Source organism: Microvirga zambiensis WSM3693 (assembly GCF_016735695.1).
Classification (GTDB): domain Bacteria; phylum Pseudomonadota; class Alphaproteobacteria; order Rhizobiales; family Beijerinckiaceae; genus Microvirga; species Microvirga zambiensis.
Genome location: NZ_JAERQD010000084.1, coordinates 1 through 18699, shown reverse-complemented (window position 1 = coordinate 18699; position 18699 = coordinate 1). Strand labels below are relative to the sequence as shown.

Annotated in this window: 11 protein-coding genes and 4 pseudogenes; 3 read left to right on the top strand and 12 right to left on the bottom strand. The window is 59.5% G+C overall.

Annotation, left to right across the window (positions count from 1 at the left end):
- A partial coding sequence (locus tag JKL46_RS30930) for a transposase (protein ID WP_201841799.1) occupies positions 1-305 on the bottom strand: 305 nt, incomplete at its 3' end.
- Positions 306-355: 50 nt separating this feature from the next.
- On the opposite strand from JKL46_RS30930, the pseudogene JKL46_RS30925 reads away from it, so the two are divergent.
- Positions 356-934, top strand: a pseudogene (locus JKL46_RS30925) (DDE-type integrase/transposase/recombinase); the annotation flags it as partial.
- Positions 935-1495: 561 nt separating this feature from the next.
- Here JKL46_RS30925 and ydiJ read toward each other — a convergent pair.
- The 11 genes and pseudogenes from ydiJ to JKL46_RS30870 form a co-directional block, all read right to left on the bottom strand.
- Positions 1496-4528 carry a D-2-hydroxyglutarate dehydrogenase YdiJ gene (gene ydiJ / locus JKL46_RS30920; RefSeq protein WP_201841796.1) on the bottom strand — a complete coding sequence of 1011 codons (3033 nt, stop codon included), beginning with the start codon at positions 4526-4528 and terminating at the stop codon, positions 1496-1498.
- Positions 4529-4658: 130 nt separating this feature from the next.
- Positions 4659-5351 (bottom strand): aspartate/glutamate racemase family protein, encoded by a 693-nt coding sequence (locus JKL46_RS30915; protein ID WP_201841793.1) that lies wholly within the window; start codon positions 5349-5351, stop codon positions 4659-4661.
- 288 nt (positions 5352-5639) lie between these two features.
- A complete protein-coding gene (locus JKL46_RS30910; RefSeq protein WP_201841790.1) occupies positions 5640-5993 on the bottom strand; it encodes a RidA family protein in 354 nt (117 codons plus the stop codon).
- 171 nt (positions 5994-6164) lie between these two features.
- Entirely contained in the window at positions 6165-7253 is a 1089-nt protein-coding gene (locus JKL46_RS30905; protein ID WP_201841787.1) for an ABC transporter ATP-binding protein, read from the bottom strand.
- On the bottom strand, positions 7247-8428 hold the full coding sequence (locus tag JKL46_RS30900) for a M24 family metallopeptidase (protein WP_201841784.1): 1182 nt from the start codon (positions 8426-8428) through the stop codon (positions 7247-7249). The genes JKL46_RS30905 and JKL46_RS30900 overlap by 7 nt, the downstream gene beginning before the upstream one ends.
- Before the next feature lie 39 nt (positions 8429-8467).
- Positions 8468-10237 (bottom strand): ABC transporter permease subunit, encoded by a 1770-nt coding sequence (locus JKL46_RS30895; RefSeq protein WP_201841781.1) that lies wholly within the window; start codon positions 10235-10237, stop codon positions 8468-8470.
- Positions 10222-11322, bottom strand: coding sequence for an ABC transporter substrate-binding protein (locus JKL46_RS30890; RefSeq protein WP_201841778.1), 1101 nt, complete (start codon positions 11320-11322; stop codon positions 10222-10224). The genes JKL46_RS30895 and JKL46_RS30890 overlap by 16 nt, the downstream gene beginning before the upstream one ends.
- A 96-nt stretch (positions 11323-11418) precedes the next feature.
- Positions 11419-12624, bottom strand: coding sequence for a M14 family metallopeptidase (locus tag JKL46_RS30885; RefSeq protein WP_201841775.1), 1206 nt, complete (start codon positions 12622-12624; stop codon positions 11419-11421).
- A gap of 73 nt (positions 12625-12697) precedes the next feature.
- Positions 12698-13660 (bottom strand): D-2-hydroxyacid dehydrogenase, encoded by a 963-nt coding sequence (locus JKL46_RS30880; RefSeq protein ID WP_201841772.1) that lies wholly within the window; start codon positions 13658-13660, stop codon positions 12698-12700.
- Positions 13661-14508: 848 nt separating this feature from the next.
- Positions 14509-14931, bottom strand: a pseudogene (locus JKL46_RS35965) (3-hydroxyacyl-CoA dehydrogenase NAD-binding domain-containing protein); the annotation flags it as partial.
- A 152-nt stretch (positions 14932-15083) separates the two neighbouring features.
- On the bottom strand, positions 15084-16520 hold the full coding sequence (locus JKL46_RS30870) for an amidase (protein ID WP_201841769.1): 1437 nt from the start codon (positions 16518-16520) through the stop codon (positions 15084-15086).
- Positions 16521-17059: 539 nt separating this feature from the next.
- On the opposite strand from JKL46_RS30870, the pseudogene JKL46_RS30865 reads away from it, so the two are divergent.
- Both JKL46_RS30865 and JKL46_RS30860 read left to right on the top strand, forming a co-directional pair.
- A pseudogene (locus JKL46_RS30865) lies at positions 17060-18040 on the top strand (IS110 family RNA-guided transposase); the annotation flags it as partial.
- A gap of 67 nt (positions 18041-18107) precedes the next feature.
- Positions 18108-18605, top strand: a pseudogene (locus JKL46_RS30860) (winged helix-turn-helix domain-containing protein); the annotation flags it as partial.
- Positions 18606-18699 lie beyond the last annotated feature (94 nt).

Here is an 18699-nt window from a genome sequence, read left to right as displayed (position 1 = left end):
CGAAGCGCAACGAAATCAATCATGGTGCACTGACCGGTTGAACCCACCGTGGCCTTCTTGAGGATGTCGCGCTCTTGCCGCAGCACCTCGTTCTCGCGACGGAGGCGCTTGAGCTCGTCCATGACATCCTCACTGGGCGGCATGGCCGACGAAGGCCGTGTGTCCTGGTGCTCGGCCATCCAGCGCGCGAGCGTCGAACGGTTCACTCCAAGATCGTCGGCGATCGCGCGCTGAGAGCGCCCACTCGTCAAAACGAGGCGGACGGCCTCATCCTGAAACTCTCTCGTAAAACGGGTCTTCGGCATGGAGATCCTCCTGCTTCATCAGAAGCTCTCCATTTTTTCGAAGCAAGACCAGTCTCCTGCTGCAGCGCCATGCCGGAGGGGCCGAGGCGCGCCGGCACGACGGGCGGGTAGCCGTGGATCGCTCCAATCTGCGCTGGTGCTCGGACGGGTTCGAGATCGGCTGTGACAATGGTGAGAAGGTGCGGGTGGCCTTTGCCCTCGACTGCTGCGACCGGGAGGTGCTGGGGCATGTGGCCACGACCGAAGGGATCAAGGGTGAGGACGTGCAGGACCTGATGATCACCGCCGTCGAGTACCGTTTCGGACCTGTGAACCGTCTGCCAGAGACCATCGAATGGCTCTCCGACAATGGCTCGGGCTACATCGCCCATGAGACGAAAAGCCTGGCGCGGGAAATGGGGCTGGAGCCGAGGACCACACCGGTGCAGAGCCCCCAGAGCAATGGCATGGCCGAAGCCTTTGTGCGAACGATCAAGCGCGATTACGTCCGCGTCAGCCCAATTCCGGATGCCCGCACCGTGCTGGACAGCCTTCCTTTATGGTTCGAGCATTACAACAGCCTTCACCCGCACAAGGCACTCGGGTATCGTTCACCACGTGAGTTCATTGCCTCACGTCAACCGGGATGATCTGTCCGATCTTTCAGGGGCAACAACACCTTGCCCTGCTTCACTTTGCGCTCGGCATCATCACCTCGCGTCACGCCCTACCGGGATAGGCTCTTGGTGAAGTTAGTGTGGCGGAGTGGACCTGATTGAGCCCTACGGACAGTTGCCGATGGTCGATAACATACAGCATTGTTGCACAGTGGTGATGTTGCTGCTGCTCACCCCCTATCGAGACCATTGCCCTCCAAGGCGCTGCCCAGATGTCACAGCGAATTTCGTCTGTCGTGATGACACGGCCGAAGAGAAGCGGTCCGATAACCAACCTCAAATGATAACTCCGCAATGACAGAGCGTCCGGAAGGGAGTAGGTGCAGCATTTGCTAAGCCTGCACATCCACGCGAGCGCTCGTATTGTATAAGGCTAGCCAGTTCCATGGTTAGTTTTGGTTTACAGCACAATTTCGGCAAGAACGCCGTCTAGCGGAGTTTATCAGGGCCCTCTTTCCACCTGATCCTGATATGGTCAGTGGGCGGAGCCCGTTCGTATGTCTACTGATTCAAAGTAATAGTTCTTGACCCCTCTTAAGCAGCAAATCCATTGATAACCTGAACGGGATGAGGAAGAGTAACCTGCCTCATCCATTTGGCGTGCGACCGGCAGGAATACCCCGTCGCCATGAGAACCGCTTTGCGATCCGCCGCCGCGATTTCGTCCGCCCAGCTCATTGCGAACAGCGCATCCGATATTTCGCGATTTCTGACCTCATGGCCAAAGGTGCCAGCCATCCCGCAACAGCCGACGTCTGCAATCGACAGATTGATACCGAGCCGGTCGAATATGGAAGCCCATTCGCTCGCCGCCCGGGGAAGGTTGGACCGTTCCGTGCAATGGGATAGAAGCTTAAAGCTTCCGGAGGTCTTTGCCTCGGGAGCCAAGTGCAACCTCTCTAGATTGTCATACAGCCATTCCTGCAGAAGCAGTACGCGCGCCTTCGGCTGACAAGGCAGAGCTTCGGCATATTCGCTGCGATAGGTGAGGGTCATGGCCGGATCGAGACCTACGAGCGCGACTCCCATCTCGGCCAATTCGTGAAGGTGGCGCGAAGTGGTGGCGGCAGTCTTGGCGAAACGACCGAGATAGCCGTGCACATACAATGCTTTCCCATTCTCATGGTATCCCATCATGAATGGGAGGAACCCCATCTTGTGAACAAGATCAGCGGCATCAAGGATAATCTCTGGGTCGAAAGTTGCTGTGAAAGCATCTGGCACGAGCACCACGGCGCGTTCGCGTTCATTCGGCGCAAGTCGCGCAATCCGGTCCCTGCTGGCCATATCAACACCACGGCGGGCGAGTTCGCGGCGGAGCTTGGTCGCTGGGATGGCTGGCAATGCTGTCAGTCCTACCAAGTGCATCACCATCTTTCCAAACACCGTCGTGACGGCGGTATTATAGACGGGGCGAAGCCACGCCGCCAATGGTAAGATCGTCTCCACTGCTGCTACGATCGGATCCTTCAGTGGGCGCAGGTAACGGTCGTGATACAACTCAAGAAACTTCGATCGGAAGGCCGGGACGCTGACCTTGACCGGGCATTGTCCGGCACAGGCCTTGCACGCCAAGCAGGTGTCCATGGCTTCCCGAACCTCATGGGAGAAGTCGTGACGATTGGCCGGATTGAGGCTGTTCCACGCTCGGACCAGGACGTGAAAGGGCTTGCGAGCGCGAGCGCGCTCCGCCTCGATGCGCGGATCGACGCCGTCTTTCGCAAGAAGGCGTAACCACTCCCGCATGAGTGAGGCTCGCCCCTTTGGCGAAAACCGCCGGTCGCGGGTCGCCTTGTAAGAAGGACACATGACATTATCCTCCTCGACGTCAAAGCAGGCGCCGTTGCCGTTGCAAAAGGCCACGTTGCCGAGGGCCGCCCTGATGTCGGAGGGAATGACGCGGTCGAATTGTCCCCGTAAGGGGACTTCATCGATCTTTTTCAGTTTAGAGGTCTCGGGCGCCGCAATCTTGCCGGGGTTGAGCTGATTTCCAGGATCAAAGGCCGCCTTGACAGCCTGCAGACTCGGATAGAGCGCTCCGAAAAATTCCGGAACGTATTCTGAACGCATACCCTTGCCATGTTCCCCCCAGAGCACGCCACCGTACTTGCGCGTCAGCGCTACCACCTTGTCGCTGATGCCTCGAATAAGCGGCAGATGCTCATCCCGCGTGAGGTCGAGCGCAGGGCGCACATGCAGTACACCTGCATCGACATGGCCGAACATGCCGTATTGTAGTCCTTCTGCATCCAGAAGGGCGCGAAACTCCCGAATATAGGCCGCTAGATTTGCCGGCGGGACCGCGGTGTCCTCAACAAAGGCAACGGGCCTGGCAGACCCTTCGGCATTGCCTAACAGACCGACAGCACGCTTACGCATGGCCCAGATCGCCTCGACATCTCCCGGACGTTTGGCGATGGTGTAGCCGACACGGCCCTTCATCGGCTTTGACCCGAGGTCTGACAGAACCGCCGAAAGCCTCAGCTCCAGCTCTTCTTCGTCGTCTGCCAGGATCTCCGCGATGTTGATCCCGTTTGCCTGAGCACTTTCTTCGTCTGAGAAGAACTCGGCAACCCTCGTCCAGATCACGTCACCCTTGGCAAGACCTAGAACTTTCTCGTCCACAGTCTCAACCGACGCGACCGTGAGTGTCACGAGGTGGCGGGCATCCTCCAGCGCCGTATTGAAATCCTCATACCGGATGTTGATGAGAGCGGAGCGGGCCGGAATCGGCAGCACGTTCAGCTCCGCTTCCAAGATCATGCCGAGCGTGCCTTCCGAGCCACACAGAATGGCACTGACGTCAAAGCGCCCATCCGGCCGCCGCAGATGGGCGAGGTCATAGCCGGTCAAATAGCGATTGAGCTTCGGAAAGGTTGCCGCAATCAGATCCTGCTGCTCACGCTCGATACTTTCCAGTTGTCGATAGATCTCGCCGATGCGGTCGGCTCGGGCCTGCAACTTGGCAAGTTCTTCGTCATCGACAGGACGGAACCACCAGTCAGTGCCGTCACTCAGCACCATCCTCAGGCCAAGCACATGATTGCTGGTCTTGCCATAAAGGCAGGAGCCCTGCCCGCATGCATCAGTGCTGATCATGCCGCCGATCGTGGCGCGATTTGAGGTCGATAACTCCGGAGCAAAAAACAGTCCGTGAGGCTTAAGTGCTTTGTTGAGCTGGTCCTTGACGACCCCGGCCTGAACCCGGGCCACTCTGCGCACAGGGTCGATCTCCAGGATCCGGTTCATATAGCGTGAGCAGTCGATAATAACCCCTTCGGTCAGCGACTGGCCGTTGGTGCCAGTCCCGCCGCCTCTCGGTGTGATCGCAACGTCGGCAAATCGTGGTTCGGAAAGCGCCCTCATTGCTAGAACCACGTCTTCCGCATCGCGCGGAAACGCAACGCCAGCCGGCTTGACCTGATAAACGGAGTTATCCGTCGCCAGAACAATTCGGTGCGAATGATCGCTTCTCACCTCACCGCGGAAGCCGACCTCAACCAGACGTTCGAAGAAAGTGGGAATCCGAGGTTCGGCATCGGTTTCGGATTGGAGGTGCGGAATCATCTGCCAGCGGGGCCTTCGCTTCACTTCGCTACTTGGCTCGCCCGAGCCTGAGCGTAGGCCCTGGACCTCCTGTGATACACCATCATGTCTAAGGCAAACCCAACTTGGAAAAACGGGCTCGCCCCGACCTTTAGAGATGCCTGGGTGAAGGGCTCATTTCGATGAGCATCCTTGCCAGACTGACATAGTCAGCTACAGGCAAGCCTGTTTCGAGCCGCACTGTTTCTGCCGCGAGTGGGAAGCCCGCACATTCGAACACCAGAGCTGCGACGGCGGGATCGGCGCTCAAAAGAGACTTTGCCGCTGCCATCACATCGTTAATAAGCAGAGCCGGTGGAATAACAGGAGTGGGCTCGGCGAACTGGCGCCACGACTCAGAGCCTTCAATTCCGGCGATAGAAACAGCGATCTCCTCGGACGACCATCCGGCCGCCGCGAAATGATGCTCTGCGAGCTTGTTGGCGTCATAGGTGAGAATGCCGACTTTCCGTCCGGGTGGTAGCGTATTCGCCACAAGGGGCACCAGCAGAAGGCTAGATAGGGCAACGGGTACTGAGACGGCAGCGGATACCTCGGCTTGAAACACGGCGCTGAAACCGCAGTTCGCAATAATTGCTGCGGCCCCTTCGCTTTCCAGTTGGCGGCCACAGCTGATGTATGCGTCTTTAATTGAGCGATCGCCGTCGACGATGTTTCGCGCCGATGCTCCTGGGACCGTTAGGCGCTTGACAGGAAATTGAAACGTCCCAGGCGCACACAGAGCGCCGGGGAGGTCGAGTGGTTTGTTCTCAAGTTCCAGTATTCCCAAGGTCTTCCTCATCATTTTACGTCTTGTCCTATATAATCTGCTCGCTTTGGGCTCTAGTTTTCGATAAGTATGTGTAAAAGTACATACCATTACATCCTATTTAAACGCTCTATTGCACCGTGTTCCGACGACGTCTGTAAGCCATGTTGGCAAGGTATCCCGTTAGGATTGTTGCGTCCGTCGCAGTCAGCGGAGCGATCTAGATGCTCCTGATGCTAGCTTAAGCTCCAGCTGCTTGAGGCTATATGAGCCTGCGCCGTAAGCCTGCAACCGGCTTACGACGCAGTCACTCACGGGTTCAACTTAACGCACTGCAGTGACTTGGATCTCGACCGTATATTCTGATCCTGCCAGCTTTGCCTCGACGCAGGCCCGGCAAGGCGTGCGTCCGGGAACCACCCAGCTGTCCCATACGCGGTTCATTTCCGCGAAAGAGGATATGTCGGAGAGCCAAATTGTGGCTGTCAGTATCTTGCTCTTGTCGGTTCCGCCGGCGGCAAGCAGATCATCGATCTTGGCTAGAATGTCGGCGGTCTGCTCGCCAACCGACTTGCCGGGGGCACGCACCGCTACAACACCCGCAGTATAGACCATATTTCCACAAGCAACCATTTGGCTCATGCGAGGGCCAACTTCGTGGCGCTTTACTTCATCCATGTTGATGTCCTTTTTGGTGAACGGGCAAATCTGACAGTCGCCCAAAAAATCCGCACGCCCGTGATTTAGAACTTCCTGGTGTATGATTAATTTTAGGCCCCTGCCGCCATGAATAGCCGATCAGGTGAGCCGACGCCCGCATTTACCGATAAATGCGGGCGTCGGCTCAGGCTATTGGGTCAGGATCGTCGCATCGGTCTGAGCCCACGATAGAACGCAACTTGACCCTACAGAGGGAACTGGGTTGCCCGGCTGGTTGAGTACCTTTGAGGTGAGCCGCAGCCCAGAACTTGTCTCGCATTCGATGACCGTCGCATCACCGACAAAGGTGGAGTCGACGACGGCCCCATGGAGGCCCGGCGCCGCTCCAACACCGGCCAGCTTGAGACGAACGTGTTCTGGTCTGACGCAAAGCATAGCCTCCGCGTCGTCGCCATCCCATTGTGTTGCTTCGAGACGTGCCCCGTCCGGACTGTAGGCCACACCGCCTTTAAGCTTGACCGGAATGAGGTTCGCTTCCCCCACGAAGCTGGCGACGAACAGCTCCGCGGGCCGGCTGTAGATGTCGCGCGGTGAAGAAGCCTGCCTGATCCGGCCCTCGTGCATGACGGCAACACGATCGGACATAGCCAACGCCTCTTCCTGGTCATGCGTGACGTAGATCATCGTCTTGCCGACCTCCTTGTGCAGTGCCTTGATCTCCGCTCTGAGATGCTGCCGCAGCTTCTTGTCGAGGGCGCCAAGTGGCTCGTCCAGAAGCAGAACGGGCGGGTCGAACACCAGAGCGCGGGCGATCGCAACGCGTTGTTGCTGGCCGCCGGACATCTGGTGGGGATAGCGGTCGGCCAGCGCGCCAAGCTGCACCTGCTCAAGGACGCGGTCGACACGGCTTTTGACCTCTGCCTTCGGCATGCGGCGCATGCGCAGCGGATAGGCAACATTGTCCGCGACCGTCATGTGGGGGAAGAGCGCATAGTTCTGGAAGATGATGCCGAGCTCGCGGCGGTGCGGCGGCAGGCGGGTTATGTCCTTCCCGTCCAGCAGTATTTGGCCGGTGTCGGGCGTCTCGAAACCGGCGATCATCATCAGCGTGGTGGTCTTGCCTGATCCGCTGGGGCCGAGCAGGGAGACGAATTCGCCGGGCGATATGTCAAGGCTGACGCCGTCGACGGCGACGGCGCCGCCGTAGCGTTTGCGGACACCGCGAAGCGCGATTCCGCCGGTTTTCACATCAGTGATGTTATGGGCGATCTTCAACATTCTATCTCCCGCGGGTAATCGGAGATAATCTCTGCGCCTGCGTTGGTCACGAGCACGGTTGCACTGAACCCAACGCTAACGTCAGGCTCCGGGAAGAGCACCGGCACCATGTGGAAGACCATGCCTGGCTGTAGAACGCGCGGATCTCCTTCCTTTAGGTCCATGACCCAGCCTTCGCCCCAGCCGGGGCAAATGCCAACCCCGATCGAGTAGCCCGTTCGATGAAGGAAAGCATGAGCGAGGCCTCCACGGGCCACAGTACCGCGACATGCGTCGTCGATCTCGCCGCTCGTTGCACCTGGCTTGATGGCGGCGATGGCCGCATCGAGCGCGGCTTTCGAAACGTCGGCGGCCCGGCGGACACTGTCGCTCGGTTTTCCCATGCACCAGGTCCGCATCAGGGCCGCGCTGTAGCGCTTCCAGTTGGCAGATCCCTCAACGAGGACCAAATCTCCTTTTTCGATGCGTCGTCCAGCCCAGGTGGCGTGCGGCAGCGCGGTACGAGGGCCGGAAACCACGTACGGAGCGCTGCCCATGTATTCGCTGCCTGCCGAGATGGCAGCATGATGAAAAGCCGCGGCCACGTCGTTCTCGGTACGCCCCGGACGCGCGGCTTCGTGCGCAGCCCTAAAGCCTACGGACAGCGCCTCAGCCGCACGTCGAATGTATGCAATCTCCTGCGGGGACTTGATGGCCCGGCATTTCTCTAACACCGTAGACGCATTGACGAATTTGGTTCCGGGCATCGCCGCGCGGAGCGTTTCATAGGCGCTCACCGTAAAAAACACGGCGTTGGCATCGACGCCCACGGTCTTCCCCGCAGCGCCCAAATCGGCCAGCGTCCGGGCAAGCACTTCTGCCGGAACGTCGGTGTCCTGCCATATTGCGGCACAGCGGTAGTAGGACAGCCGCTCGACATTGGCCTGTTCATAGCGACGCACAACGAGGATTGGCTCGCTGGTATGCGTCACGACGAGGGCCTGAAAGACGTAGTATCCTTTCGTGATGAACCCTGACAAATAGTAAATGTTCTCAGGCGAGTTGAGCACGAGATAGTCGATCCCGCGCTCGCTCATGGCCTGCCGGCATGCCGTAAGGCGAGCGTCGTACTCAGCCGGAGTGAAGGGCAACTGGTCGATCGCATCCACGGGTAGCAGATCGGAGTCGGCAATCATGTCTGGTCCTTTCTTAATCAACGCTTTCAGATCTAGCTGTCACGTATTCCTTCGGCGCCCCAGCACCGCACCAATGATGATGACGATCGCCGCAAACGCCATTTGCAGCGTGGCCACCGCTGAGATGGTCGGACTGATATCCTGCTTGATCCCTTCCCACATGCGCATGGGCAGCGTCGTCACCTTTCCGATGCCGAGGAACAGCACATAGACGACATCGTCGAACGAGGTCAGGAAGGCGAAGAAGGCGGCGACGATGAAGGCCGGCATAACCAGCGGCGCAATGATGGTGCGGAAGGTGGCCAGAGGCCCGGCACCCAGGCTGCGGGCCGCGCGCTCATAGGCCGGGTTGAGGTCCCGCAGATTGGCAACCACGATCACCACCACGAACGGGATGGCGTGAACCGCGTGGCCAAGCGCCAGTCCAAACTCGGTGCCCTGAAGCCCCACCCGCACCAGCAGGAAATAGGTCGCAACCGCCACAATGACCGTCGGCATGATGATTGGCGAGAGCACGAGTGCGACGATCGCACTGCGCCCGCGAATACGACCGCGTGAGAGACCGAAGGCGAGCATGGCACCAAGCACCGTCGCCATGCCGGCCGCCATCAGGGCGACGCGGATGCTGGCGAAGGTTGCGCTCATCCACAGGGTATCGGAAAGATAGGCCTGGTAGTTGCCGAGCGAGTAGCCCGGCACGGGGAATACGAAGTAAGGCGATGAACTGAACGACAGGTAGGCGACGATCAGGACCGGCAGCAGCAGGAGCACTGCCAGGAAGCTCGCCAAGATCACAACACCACGACCGCCCATCGAGGGGAGCCAACGGTCGAGCGTGTTTGCTGCGGATCCGACATGCATCAGCCAGCGTGTGCCCAGCTGGCGGCGGGGGGCGGCATCAGAGCCGCTTTTGCCGTCGGAGAACCCCAAAAGCTGCTCAATGGGGAAGAAGCGCGAGCCGATCCACAATATCGCCAGGACGCCCACCAGTAGCACCATGGAGAGGGCGGCGCCGAAATTCCAGTTGAGTCGGTCGACGACCTGGGCGCTGATCTCCATGGTGATGGTGAGATCCGACAACCCACCGAGCAATGCCGGTGTGATGTAGAAGCCGAGACAATAGATGAAGACGAGCAGCACGCCGGCAATGACGCCGGGCAGGCTGAGCGGCAGGAATATCGTGAGGAAGGCGGCAAGCGAGCTTGCTCCACTCGCCCTCGCAGCCCGCAGCAGCCTCTGGTCGATGCTGGACATGACCGTGGACATCGGCAGAATCATGAGCGGCATGATGATGTGGGTCATGCCAATGATCACGCCGACGCGGTTGTAAAGCATGGTCACCGGCTGCGAGACCAAGCCGAGTTGGAGCAGGATCTCGTTGATGACGCCACCCCGTCCGAGAAGGACGATCCAGGCAAAGGTCCTCGCCAGAACGCTGGTGAAATAGGGCAACACCACCGCGATGAGCAGGAAAGTGCGCAATGTTGGTCCGCCTGTCGTCAGGACATAGGCGATGGGATAACCGAACACGAAGGCAAGCGCCGTCACCGAAAGGCTGATCTCAAGCGTGGTGCCAAGCACAGTTGCATAAGCAGGACTGTCGCCGATGCGTAGGAAATGCGCCAGCGTCCAATCGGGCATCCCCAGGGAAAGCAGCAGCAGTCCCAGGAGCGGCATCACAAAAAGGACCGTGAGGAAGATGCTCCCGGGCAGTAGGAGCCAGGCCCATCCGGTGGGCCTGACCCGCGGCGGAGGCCGCGAGGCCTCCGCCGCGGCATTCGTTGCGAGGGAGATCATTTTGCCCGCCATGCCAGCCAACGCTCCTGGATGTGATCAAGATTTGTTTTGCCGTCGGGGCGCTTGGCGGCAAGCCAAGCAGAATCCTCGATCACCACCTTCGAGGCATTCTCGGGGCTTATGCTGAGCAGTGGAACCAAGTTAGACGGCAGATGCTGGAGTTGGTTCCTGTTGGGTCCTGGAAAGCCGCTTGCCTGGGTAAAGCCGGATGCGATAGTGGCTTTATTGATGAATGCGATTAACTTCTGCGCATTTGCGTTGTTTGGGCCGCCCTTGAGGACCGTCCAGTAGGTGTAGTTGACGTGCGCGCCTTCCCACACCATCCGGATTTTCGCTCCTTGGTTGATGGCGGCAATCACACGGCCATCGAAGGCGTTCGTCATCACGAACTCGCGGTTGAGAAGCAATTGCGGCGCTTCACCGCCAGCCGTCCACCATTTGGTGACATGCGGCTTGATCTCATCGAGCTTCTTTAGAGCCCTGTCGATCTTGTCGTCTGTCAACGGCCAGATATCCGACTTCGCCACGCCATCAGCCATCAAGGCGAATTCAAGGTTGTGCTTTGCGGCCGGGGCATAAAGGCCACGCGGTCCGGGGTACGCCTTGACGTCCCAAAAATCGGCCCAGCTCTTTGGACCATTGGCGCCAAATACCCGCTCGTCATAAGCAAGCAGCATGGCCGACCCATACATAACAACCGCATCGTTGAGTCGATTCGCTTCAGGAACGCCTTTCAGTGACTCGTCATCCCAAAGACTATAATCGATCGGAACGAACATCCCGGCGGCATGCATATCGGGATAGTTCTGCGCTTGGACGAACGCCGTGTCCCAGTCCACGCGGCCAGCTTGGTTCATCGCCTTGACCTGGGGCTCAGCGAAGTCGGCCGTTACGTCAACGACGGTGATGCCGGTCGCCTTGGTGAAAGGTTCAAAGACGCTCTTGCGGAGGGCTTGCGTCAATGAGCCACCTGGCGAATACACGACAACCTCGCCCTTGCCAGAGAGCTTGTCCTGCGCAAAAGCTGTGGTTGCCCACGCGATCGCGGGAATGGCCATTGCGGCAGTAGCAGCCCGCAGGAGGGTACGGCGGCTCAAGCCGGCTCCGGGGAAGCTACGATCCTTTGACTCAGTCATCGCATGTCCTCTCTTGATTGTGGTTCCCTTTGGTTCGATTTGGGCGATTGGCTCCGCCTATGGCTGCAAACCGAGGTCGTCCTGCGTCATCTGAGTAAGTCCCGACAGCGTCTGCCGAAGCACCTGACGGCCGCGAAACAGCACCGCCTCCTGCCAGATCGGATCGTCTGGGCAGAAATGCGCCCGCATGCGCTGACGCACCTCGCGACCAAAGGCGCTGGTCCGGTCACCGCCGCCGTGCACGTGCAGCCATTGGTCGGCCAGCAGCACACGCTGGGCGGCTTCGATATCGAAGGTGCCGTATTCCAGGGCCAGATAGAGGTGACGACCGTCGCCAATCAGCCGCTCCCAATAGAGCTGGAGTGTGCCCTCGATGGGGATCGAACTGGACGTTCCGAGATCCGCCGAGGTGACGCTGGGGCCGAACATGCGCTCTGCAATCCCATGTGAGGTGCTGGCCGCCCGGTGCTCGCTCTGCAACTCGCCGTAGCCATAAGGCCCGAGGCCAGTATGGACGTCAATAACGGCAACAAACTTGCGCGTGTCCAGTGCGTGTTCGCGGGCGATGGCATCCAGTGTGCGAGCCGACCAGGTCGGCTCGAACCCACCAAAGAACATCCCATCGGGATCCGAATACTGGCCGGCCTTGCGAGCCATCTGGAAGGCCCGTTCGCCATGGGCATGCTTGAAGGCTCGTATGGCTTCCTGTGCGGCCTCAAAGGCGGGCCCCTCCAGCGCCGGTGGCACGAAATGTGGCCGCAGCGCATCATAACCGGGATTGGCCGGTGCGCCGACGGCAAAATCCACAAAGTTGCGGTTGAGGTCGCAGCCCTCCTGCGTCACCCGCCGGTTCCAGGCGAAGCCGTGGGGATTGAGGCCATGGATGAAGAGTAATGCTACGCCTTTCGGTAGGCTGACGTCTTTCATCAACGTGAGCCAGTCCATTTGAATGCCCGAGCCGCAGAAACCCTCGGGCCCGTGCACACCGGAGATGGCAACCATGACACATGCGGCTTCCGGATCGCCAACCCAAGCGACGTCTACGGCCAGCTCTTCACCGTCCGGCCCTATTAAGTCGGGAAGGACGTAGGCGCGCGCCTGAGGCAACGCAGCGACGAACTTTCCGCGCGCTTCGTTGTAGGCCGCTGAAAAGGAGGACCTGACTGAAGTGAGGACAGCGCTGTCCTCGAGCCGATCAGTCAATAATCGCCGCTCTTCGCGGCCGCCGACCTGTTGCACAGGGAGAGAGGAATTCGAAGCCAAGACCCGTCCATTCGTTGCTGAATCAATTCCAGAAGACTATGTCACTTGGAGCCGCAGGAGCGCAGTGCTGAGGTCAATAGCCTCGTGCCAGGTCCACGACATTTTTCAGCGCCTGTCCCTTGAGGAATCGTTCGATGTTGTCTGCGAAGATGGGGAACATCCGCTCCGTATAGTTCGTCGGGGCTCCCGACACATGCGGCGTTGCGATTACGTTCGGCATGTCCCAAAGCGGGCTGTCCTTTGGCAGCGGTTCTCGCTCAAATACGTCGAGCATCGCACCGGCGATCGCGCCTGTCTGCAGGGCCTTGATCAGCTCGGCCTCCACTACGATGTTGCCCCGGGCGATGTTGATCAGAAACGCGTCAGACCTGATGCGCGCGATCTCGGCGGCGCCGATGAGACCTACTGTCTCCGGCGTCGCCGGCAGCGCCAGGACCACGAAATCGCAGAGCGGCAGCAGATCCTCAAGCGCATCGGACCTGAATAACTCGTCGACACCTTCAACCGGGGCCGAAACATCCCGCTTCGAGCCGACAACCGTCATTCCGGCGCTCTTCGCGCGACGAGCGATGGTCGCCCCAATCGAGCCCAGCCCGATGACTCCGAGCGTCTTGTCGGCCAACGGCGCCACAAAGCGCGGGTTCCATTCCCTGTCTGCCTGCTCGCGCAGAAACCTACGGAAATCCCAGTGCAGCATCGTCACGCCGGCCATTACATAATCGGCAATGACGTCGCCATGGATGCCGCGCGCGTTGGTCACTGTGATGTGACCCACCCTGTCGCGGATTGGGAACAGGGAATCGACACCGGCGCCGGTGCACTGAAACCATCGCAGCCTCTTCGCCTTATCGAACACCTCAACAGGGAAGCGAAAGGCAAGTAGCGCGTCGGCCTCCTCTATATACTGCTCCAGCCTGTCGGTGCCTGGCGCCACTAAAGCGCGAACCTGTGGGAAACGCTCCCCGATAAGGCGAGCGTAGGATTCGGCGGCCGGGTGGTTGAGGACAATGGTAAGCTCCGGGCTTCCAGCGGCCATAGTTATCTCTCCGTAAATTGACGGGCTTTAGCACTGCCCGGGTGATCCTGGTTGGGATAGAGGTGATCCGCATGATGCGTAAGCACTAGGCGAGATATGCCTGCAACCGCCCCCCGTCGTTGACCGGACAGTTCGATCTGCTGGCCGCGTAAGCACCTCACAGAGGCTCTTACCGCTTTTCCTCTCTCGTCCAAATCGGTGAGCATTCCTTCTTTTACCTACGTATTGTTAGTTCCAGCGTAGACTGGCTTGGGATTGATCTAGTACAGCCAAAAGCCGCAGCAGGGCATGTCTGCTCGAAGTACCCGGCGAGTGACGGTTGGCATTTGCAGGCATACTTTGTCTGTCCTTTCTACGTTATTCTTATCAGTTTAATTACGATCAGGAATACCCGAGCATTGATCGAACCTGGCCTTTAACAGCATGGTCATCCTGTTCAAGCTGATTATTCAAGTAGCGGCTCTGCTCGATCCGGATTGGGTTGAGACCTCTTCCTGACTTATCTGCCAGCCGGATTAGAGGCGGCGAGGTCGCAGTAAGCAAGGATAATTTATATATTGAGGCCATCTGGATCGCAGATGGTCAAGCATTTGAGTGCAGCTCGAACGGTCGCTGGTCCTCGAACTGATCGTCCCCGACTGGGTGGCTCTCCCGCATCGTGCGTGGATGGATCGCCATACCGGGGCCTGATCCCGTCGATTCATGGCACCGTCAAATTGTCGGCGAGAGACGCGGTGATCCCGGTTCAGGTCATGACTAGGCGGCACTCGCGACGCAGTCACCTCAGCCCAGACCTGGAAGGCCCAAGCACGGGCAAGGCGTTGATCGGCGCTTTGGCGTCGGCAGGGGATGCGGTTCACAATAAATGCCAGGAAATCCGTAAACACGATTGTGGTCTTGCCGAGCTTGCCGATGAACTCTCTGGCGGCTCCATAAATCCGGTCGTCCGTCGCGGTGCCGCGGATCAGCTCGACGATCTGCGTCACCGGCACCGGGTTCATGAAATGGATGCCGATGAACTTTTCGGGGCGGTCCGTGGCGGCCGCGAGCCTCGTGATGGAGATCGAGGAGGTGTTGGTGGCAACCATCGCGTCCGGCCGGAGCGAGGGGCAGAGATTGGTGAAGATCTTGCACTTCACCTCCTCGTTCTCGGTCGCCGCCTCGATGACGATGTCGCAGGGAGAGAGATCGTCGTAGCTGAGGGTGGGGCGGACGCGCTCGAGCGCCGCCTAATGTTCGACGTTGGAGATCGTCCCCTTCCCAAACTGACGATCTGGAAGGATCGCTGCAGCCGGCTCCGACGCTGCGCAGGGCGGAAGCGGCGTACTTGCGCCCCTCACTATAATGCACCTGTCGGCGTCATCGAAGCTCTCGGTTCCGGAGGATAGCTCGATTTTCACACTTGGGGCGTTAGAGACGATCGTCAGCTGTTCCCTGCTCGGACCTTTGGCTGCCGGTGGCTCCAAGGTCTGGCTTCCTCCAGATCGCGTGCGACACGCACCAGTGTGACCTCGTCGCCAAAGCGGCCGACGATCTGAATGCCGATTGGCAGCCCGTCGGAACTTTGTGCCAAAGGCAAGGACACCGACGGTTGTCCGGTAACATTGAAGACGCCAAGGTATTGATAAAGCGCGGCGTCCGCTTCCAGGAATTCTTCCGCGGAAAGCGTCGGGTTGGTTGTGCAACAGATGCTGCCATGCGGCAGGGCCACGGTCGGCATCGTAGGGCTCAGCAGAATGTCGAAGGCATCGATCGCCTCGCCCACGCGGACCCGCATTCTTCGCATAAGCTCATGTACGTCCCCCATAAAAAATGGTGATACCCTTCGGCCATATTCATAAAGCTTTAAATTGACGGGCTCCACGGTATCCGCATTGATGGTCCGTCCCATTGCTTGGGACGCTTCACCGAGGAGGTGGGCGCTGCGAGCTGAATTGGCGAGCAATATTCTGCAGTATTCTGCGGACTCGTATGGCGGCTCGATATCTGTCACCATGTGCCCCATGGCCTCGAGAAGTGAGGCCGTCGCCTCCACCGCCTGCAGAACTTCCGGCTCGACCTTGACCGCACCCCACTGGGTTCTCGCGACCCCGACCCGCAGAGAACCGGTGGGCTGGGATAGTTCCTCGACATAGGGACGGTTCGGCTGAACGATGATAAAGGGATCACCAGGATGAGGACCAGAGAAGACGTCCAGCGCGGCGGCCATATCGCGCACGGTCCGACAGAGCACAAACTGTCGACTGCGGCCGAACGATGCGTCCTGGTTGCTCGGGCCGCCGGACACGCGTCCGCGGGACGGGTTCAGCCCGACAAGGCCGCACCAGGCCGCGGGGACACGAATGGACCCGCCGCCATCGTTGCCATGTGCAATCGGAGTGATGCCGGCCGCGACCGCAGCTGCGGATCCTGAGGACGAGCCGCCTGCCGAGCGTTCCAAATTCCATGGATTGCCGGTGATGCCATTGAGAATGGATTCGCTCATTCCGGAGGTACCGAGCTCCGGCAGCGTTGTTCTTCCGATCATGCGGAGCCCGGCGCCCCGGGCGCGGCGAAAAAAATAGCTGTCAACGTTGGAGCGGTAGCCTTTGAACAACCGGCTTCCGTTTTCCTGGAGGCGGCCAGCCTCAGTGGCTCCGATGTCCTTGCGAAGGAATGGCACGCCATTGAAGAGCCCAGTATCCGCGCCGGCAACGCTCTCAGCATCGTCGTAGAACTCGATGACAGCGTTGATGCTTGGATTGATCTCATCGTGGGCTTGGCGGGCCAAGCGCGTCAGTTCCATAGGAGTCACTTCGCCCGCACTTACAAGTGAGGCCAAACCGGTGGCATCGTATTCTACGTATTCACTTAGCCTCATTGCAGCTATCCTGTCGTTGCCTAGTGGCGGCGTCAGAGGGTGATGGTCCGTGTAAGCGCGAGTAGGACTTGTCGATCCAGCGCCGGGTTCAACTGGAGACAGCGGTCATTTTCCCGATGGCAGCGCGGTGCAAAATCGAATACGCTAGGACAATCGACCGCAAGTCAGTGGCAGTCAAATGCTGTCTTGAGATTTGATCTATCTGTTATCTAGATGGCACAATAGACCGAGGTGCCCGCCGGTACATTCTCGGGTCTGACATCTAAATTCAGTTGCAACGCTTTGATCGCCAGTGATGAGGCAACGAGCCTGCGACGAATTTCGGCGCCTCGCGAAGTTCAATGCCCGGCACGAAGCTCTCGCGCACGCTTTTCAGCTTCGATCTTTAAGAGGTGTCGTCATGTCTGGAGGGCGCCCACTTGGCAACGCGCTTGTTGATGACACTTGGCCGGCGGGGTGGGTGCAGATCCTATGGGGGTGGATAGCGATCCGCTCAATGGCAGAGTGAGGTTACTGGACACGCACCCTGGAAGCGACACATGTCAATCAATCCCGGGCCCACGCAGATTGCTATCCGCACCGATCTTGCTGCCATTATCGTCTCGATGGAGCTCAGTCGCTCCGTCTGGCTGATCACCTCGCTCTCGCCGGGTGCTGGGGAGAAGATGTCCAAGCACAGCGTCCGGAGCGGGGTTGTGGCCGAACTCCTGGCGCGGTTCGCTCAGCTCAAAGAGAAGGCGCGGGTTCGAACTGGGCAGATCTTTCCGATCATCATCATTCAAGAGGCGGGTCATGATGGCTTCTGGATCCATCGTGTTCAGCAGCGCGAGGGCCTCGAGAGCTATGTCGTAGATCCTGCTTCGATCGCCGTATCGCGCCGGCGCCGGCGGGCCATGACCGACCGCATCGACGGCGAAGCCCTGGTGCGGACGCTCATGGCCTACTAGCGCGGAGAGCCCCGCGTGTGCGCCATGGTCTAGGCGCCAAGTCCGCAAGAAGAAGATCGCCGCCGCTTGGTTCGTGAACGCATGACGCTGATGGTCGAACGGGTCGCACACATCAATCGGATCAAGGGATTGCTCTTTGCGCATGGGATTACCGATTATGAGCCCCTACGCTGCAACCGAGAGCAGCGGGTTGAACAGCTCATGACAGGAGATGGCCGGCCTCTCCCGGATCACCTGAAGAGGCAGATCAGCCGTGAACTCGATCGGCTTGAGCTGATCCTCCAACAGATCAGTACCGTAGACGCTGAACGGGATGCCCTGTTCGCCGCAGCGGGAGAGAGTAGGCCGCTGCCTTCACCGGCAGCGATCTTGATGAGCTCGAAAGGCATCGGCACCGAGTTTGCGGGCGTTCTTTGGCTCGAGGGTCTTTTCTGCCATTTCGACAACCGACGGCAGATCGCGTCCTATGCCGGATTGGCACCCACGCCTTTGCAGAGCGGATCCATCGACCGGGAGCAAGGCGTCTCGAAAGCCGGCAATCCGCGGCTGCGAACCACCATGATCCAGCTGGCCTAGCTCTGGTTATTGATCCGGCCCTCATTGTCTTGAACGAGCGACAGGCAACCCCACCTCGATTAGCATGAAACACGTGGACATGCGTAAGCTGCCGGCAGCGGCTCAAGAGGAGCGGCGGCGTCAGGTGATCGGGTTGCGCGAGCGAGGGCTGACCTACGGGGCGATTGCGGCGCAGGTCGGACTGTCACGGACCGGGGTCTTCGACATCTGCAAGCGGTTTGCGGTCGAGGGCGCCAAGGGGCTGGTGAGCCAGCCGCGCGGGCGCAAGCCGAATGAGCAGCGGCGGCTCGATGTGGCCCAGGAGGCAGCGGTGCAACGACTGATCTGCCGGCATCCGCCGGACGAGTTGGGGCTGCCGTTTGCCTTGTGGAACCGGGCAGCCGTTTGCGAGCTGATCCGGCAGCGCTGCGGGGTCGTGCTGGCCATACGGACTGTGGGCAAATACCTGGCGCGCTGGGGCTTCACGGCCCAGAAGCCGTTGCGGCGCGCTTACGAACAGAACCCGGCCGCAGTGCGGTGCTGGCTGCGGCGGGATTACCCAGCTATCGTGGCGGCGGCCCGTCGGGCGCATGGCACCATCTGGATTTGCTTCGCTTAAGTGGAGAGCGGCTTTGTAGCTATCCGGCCAGCCTTTCGAACTGAACCGGACTGACATA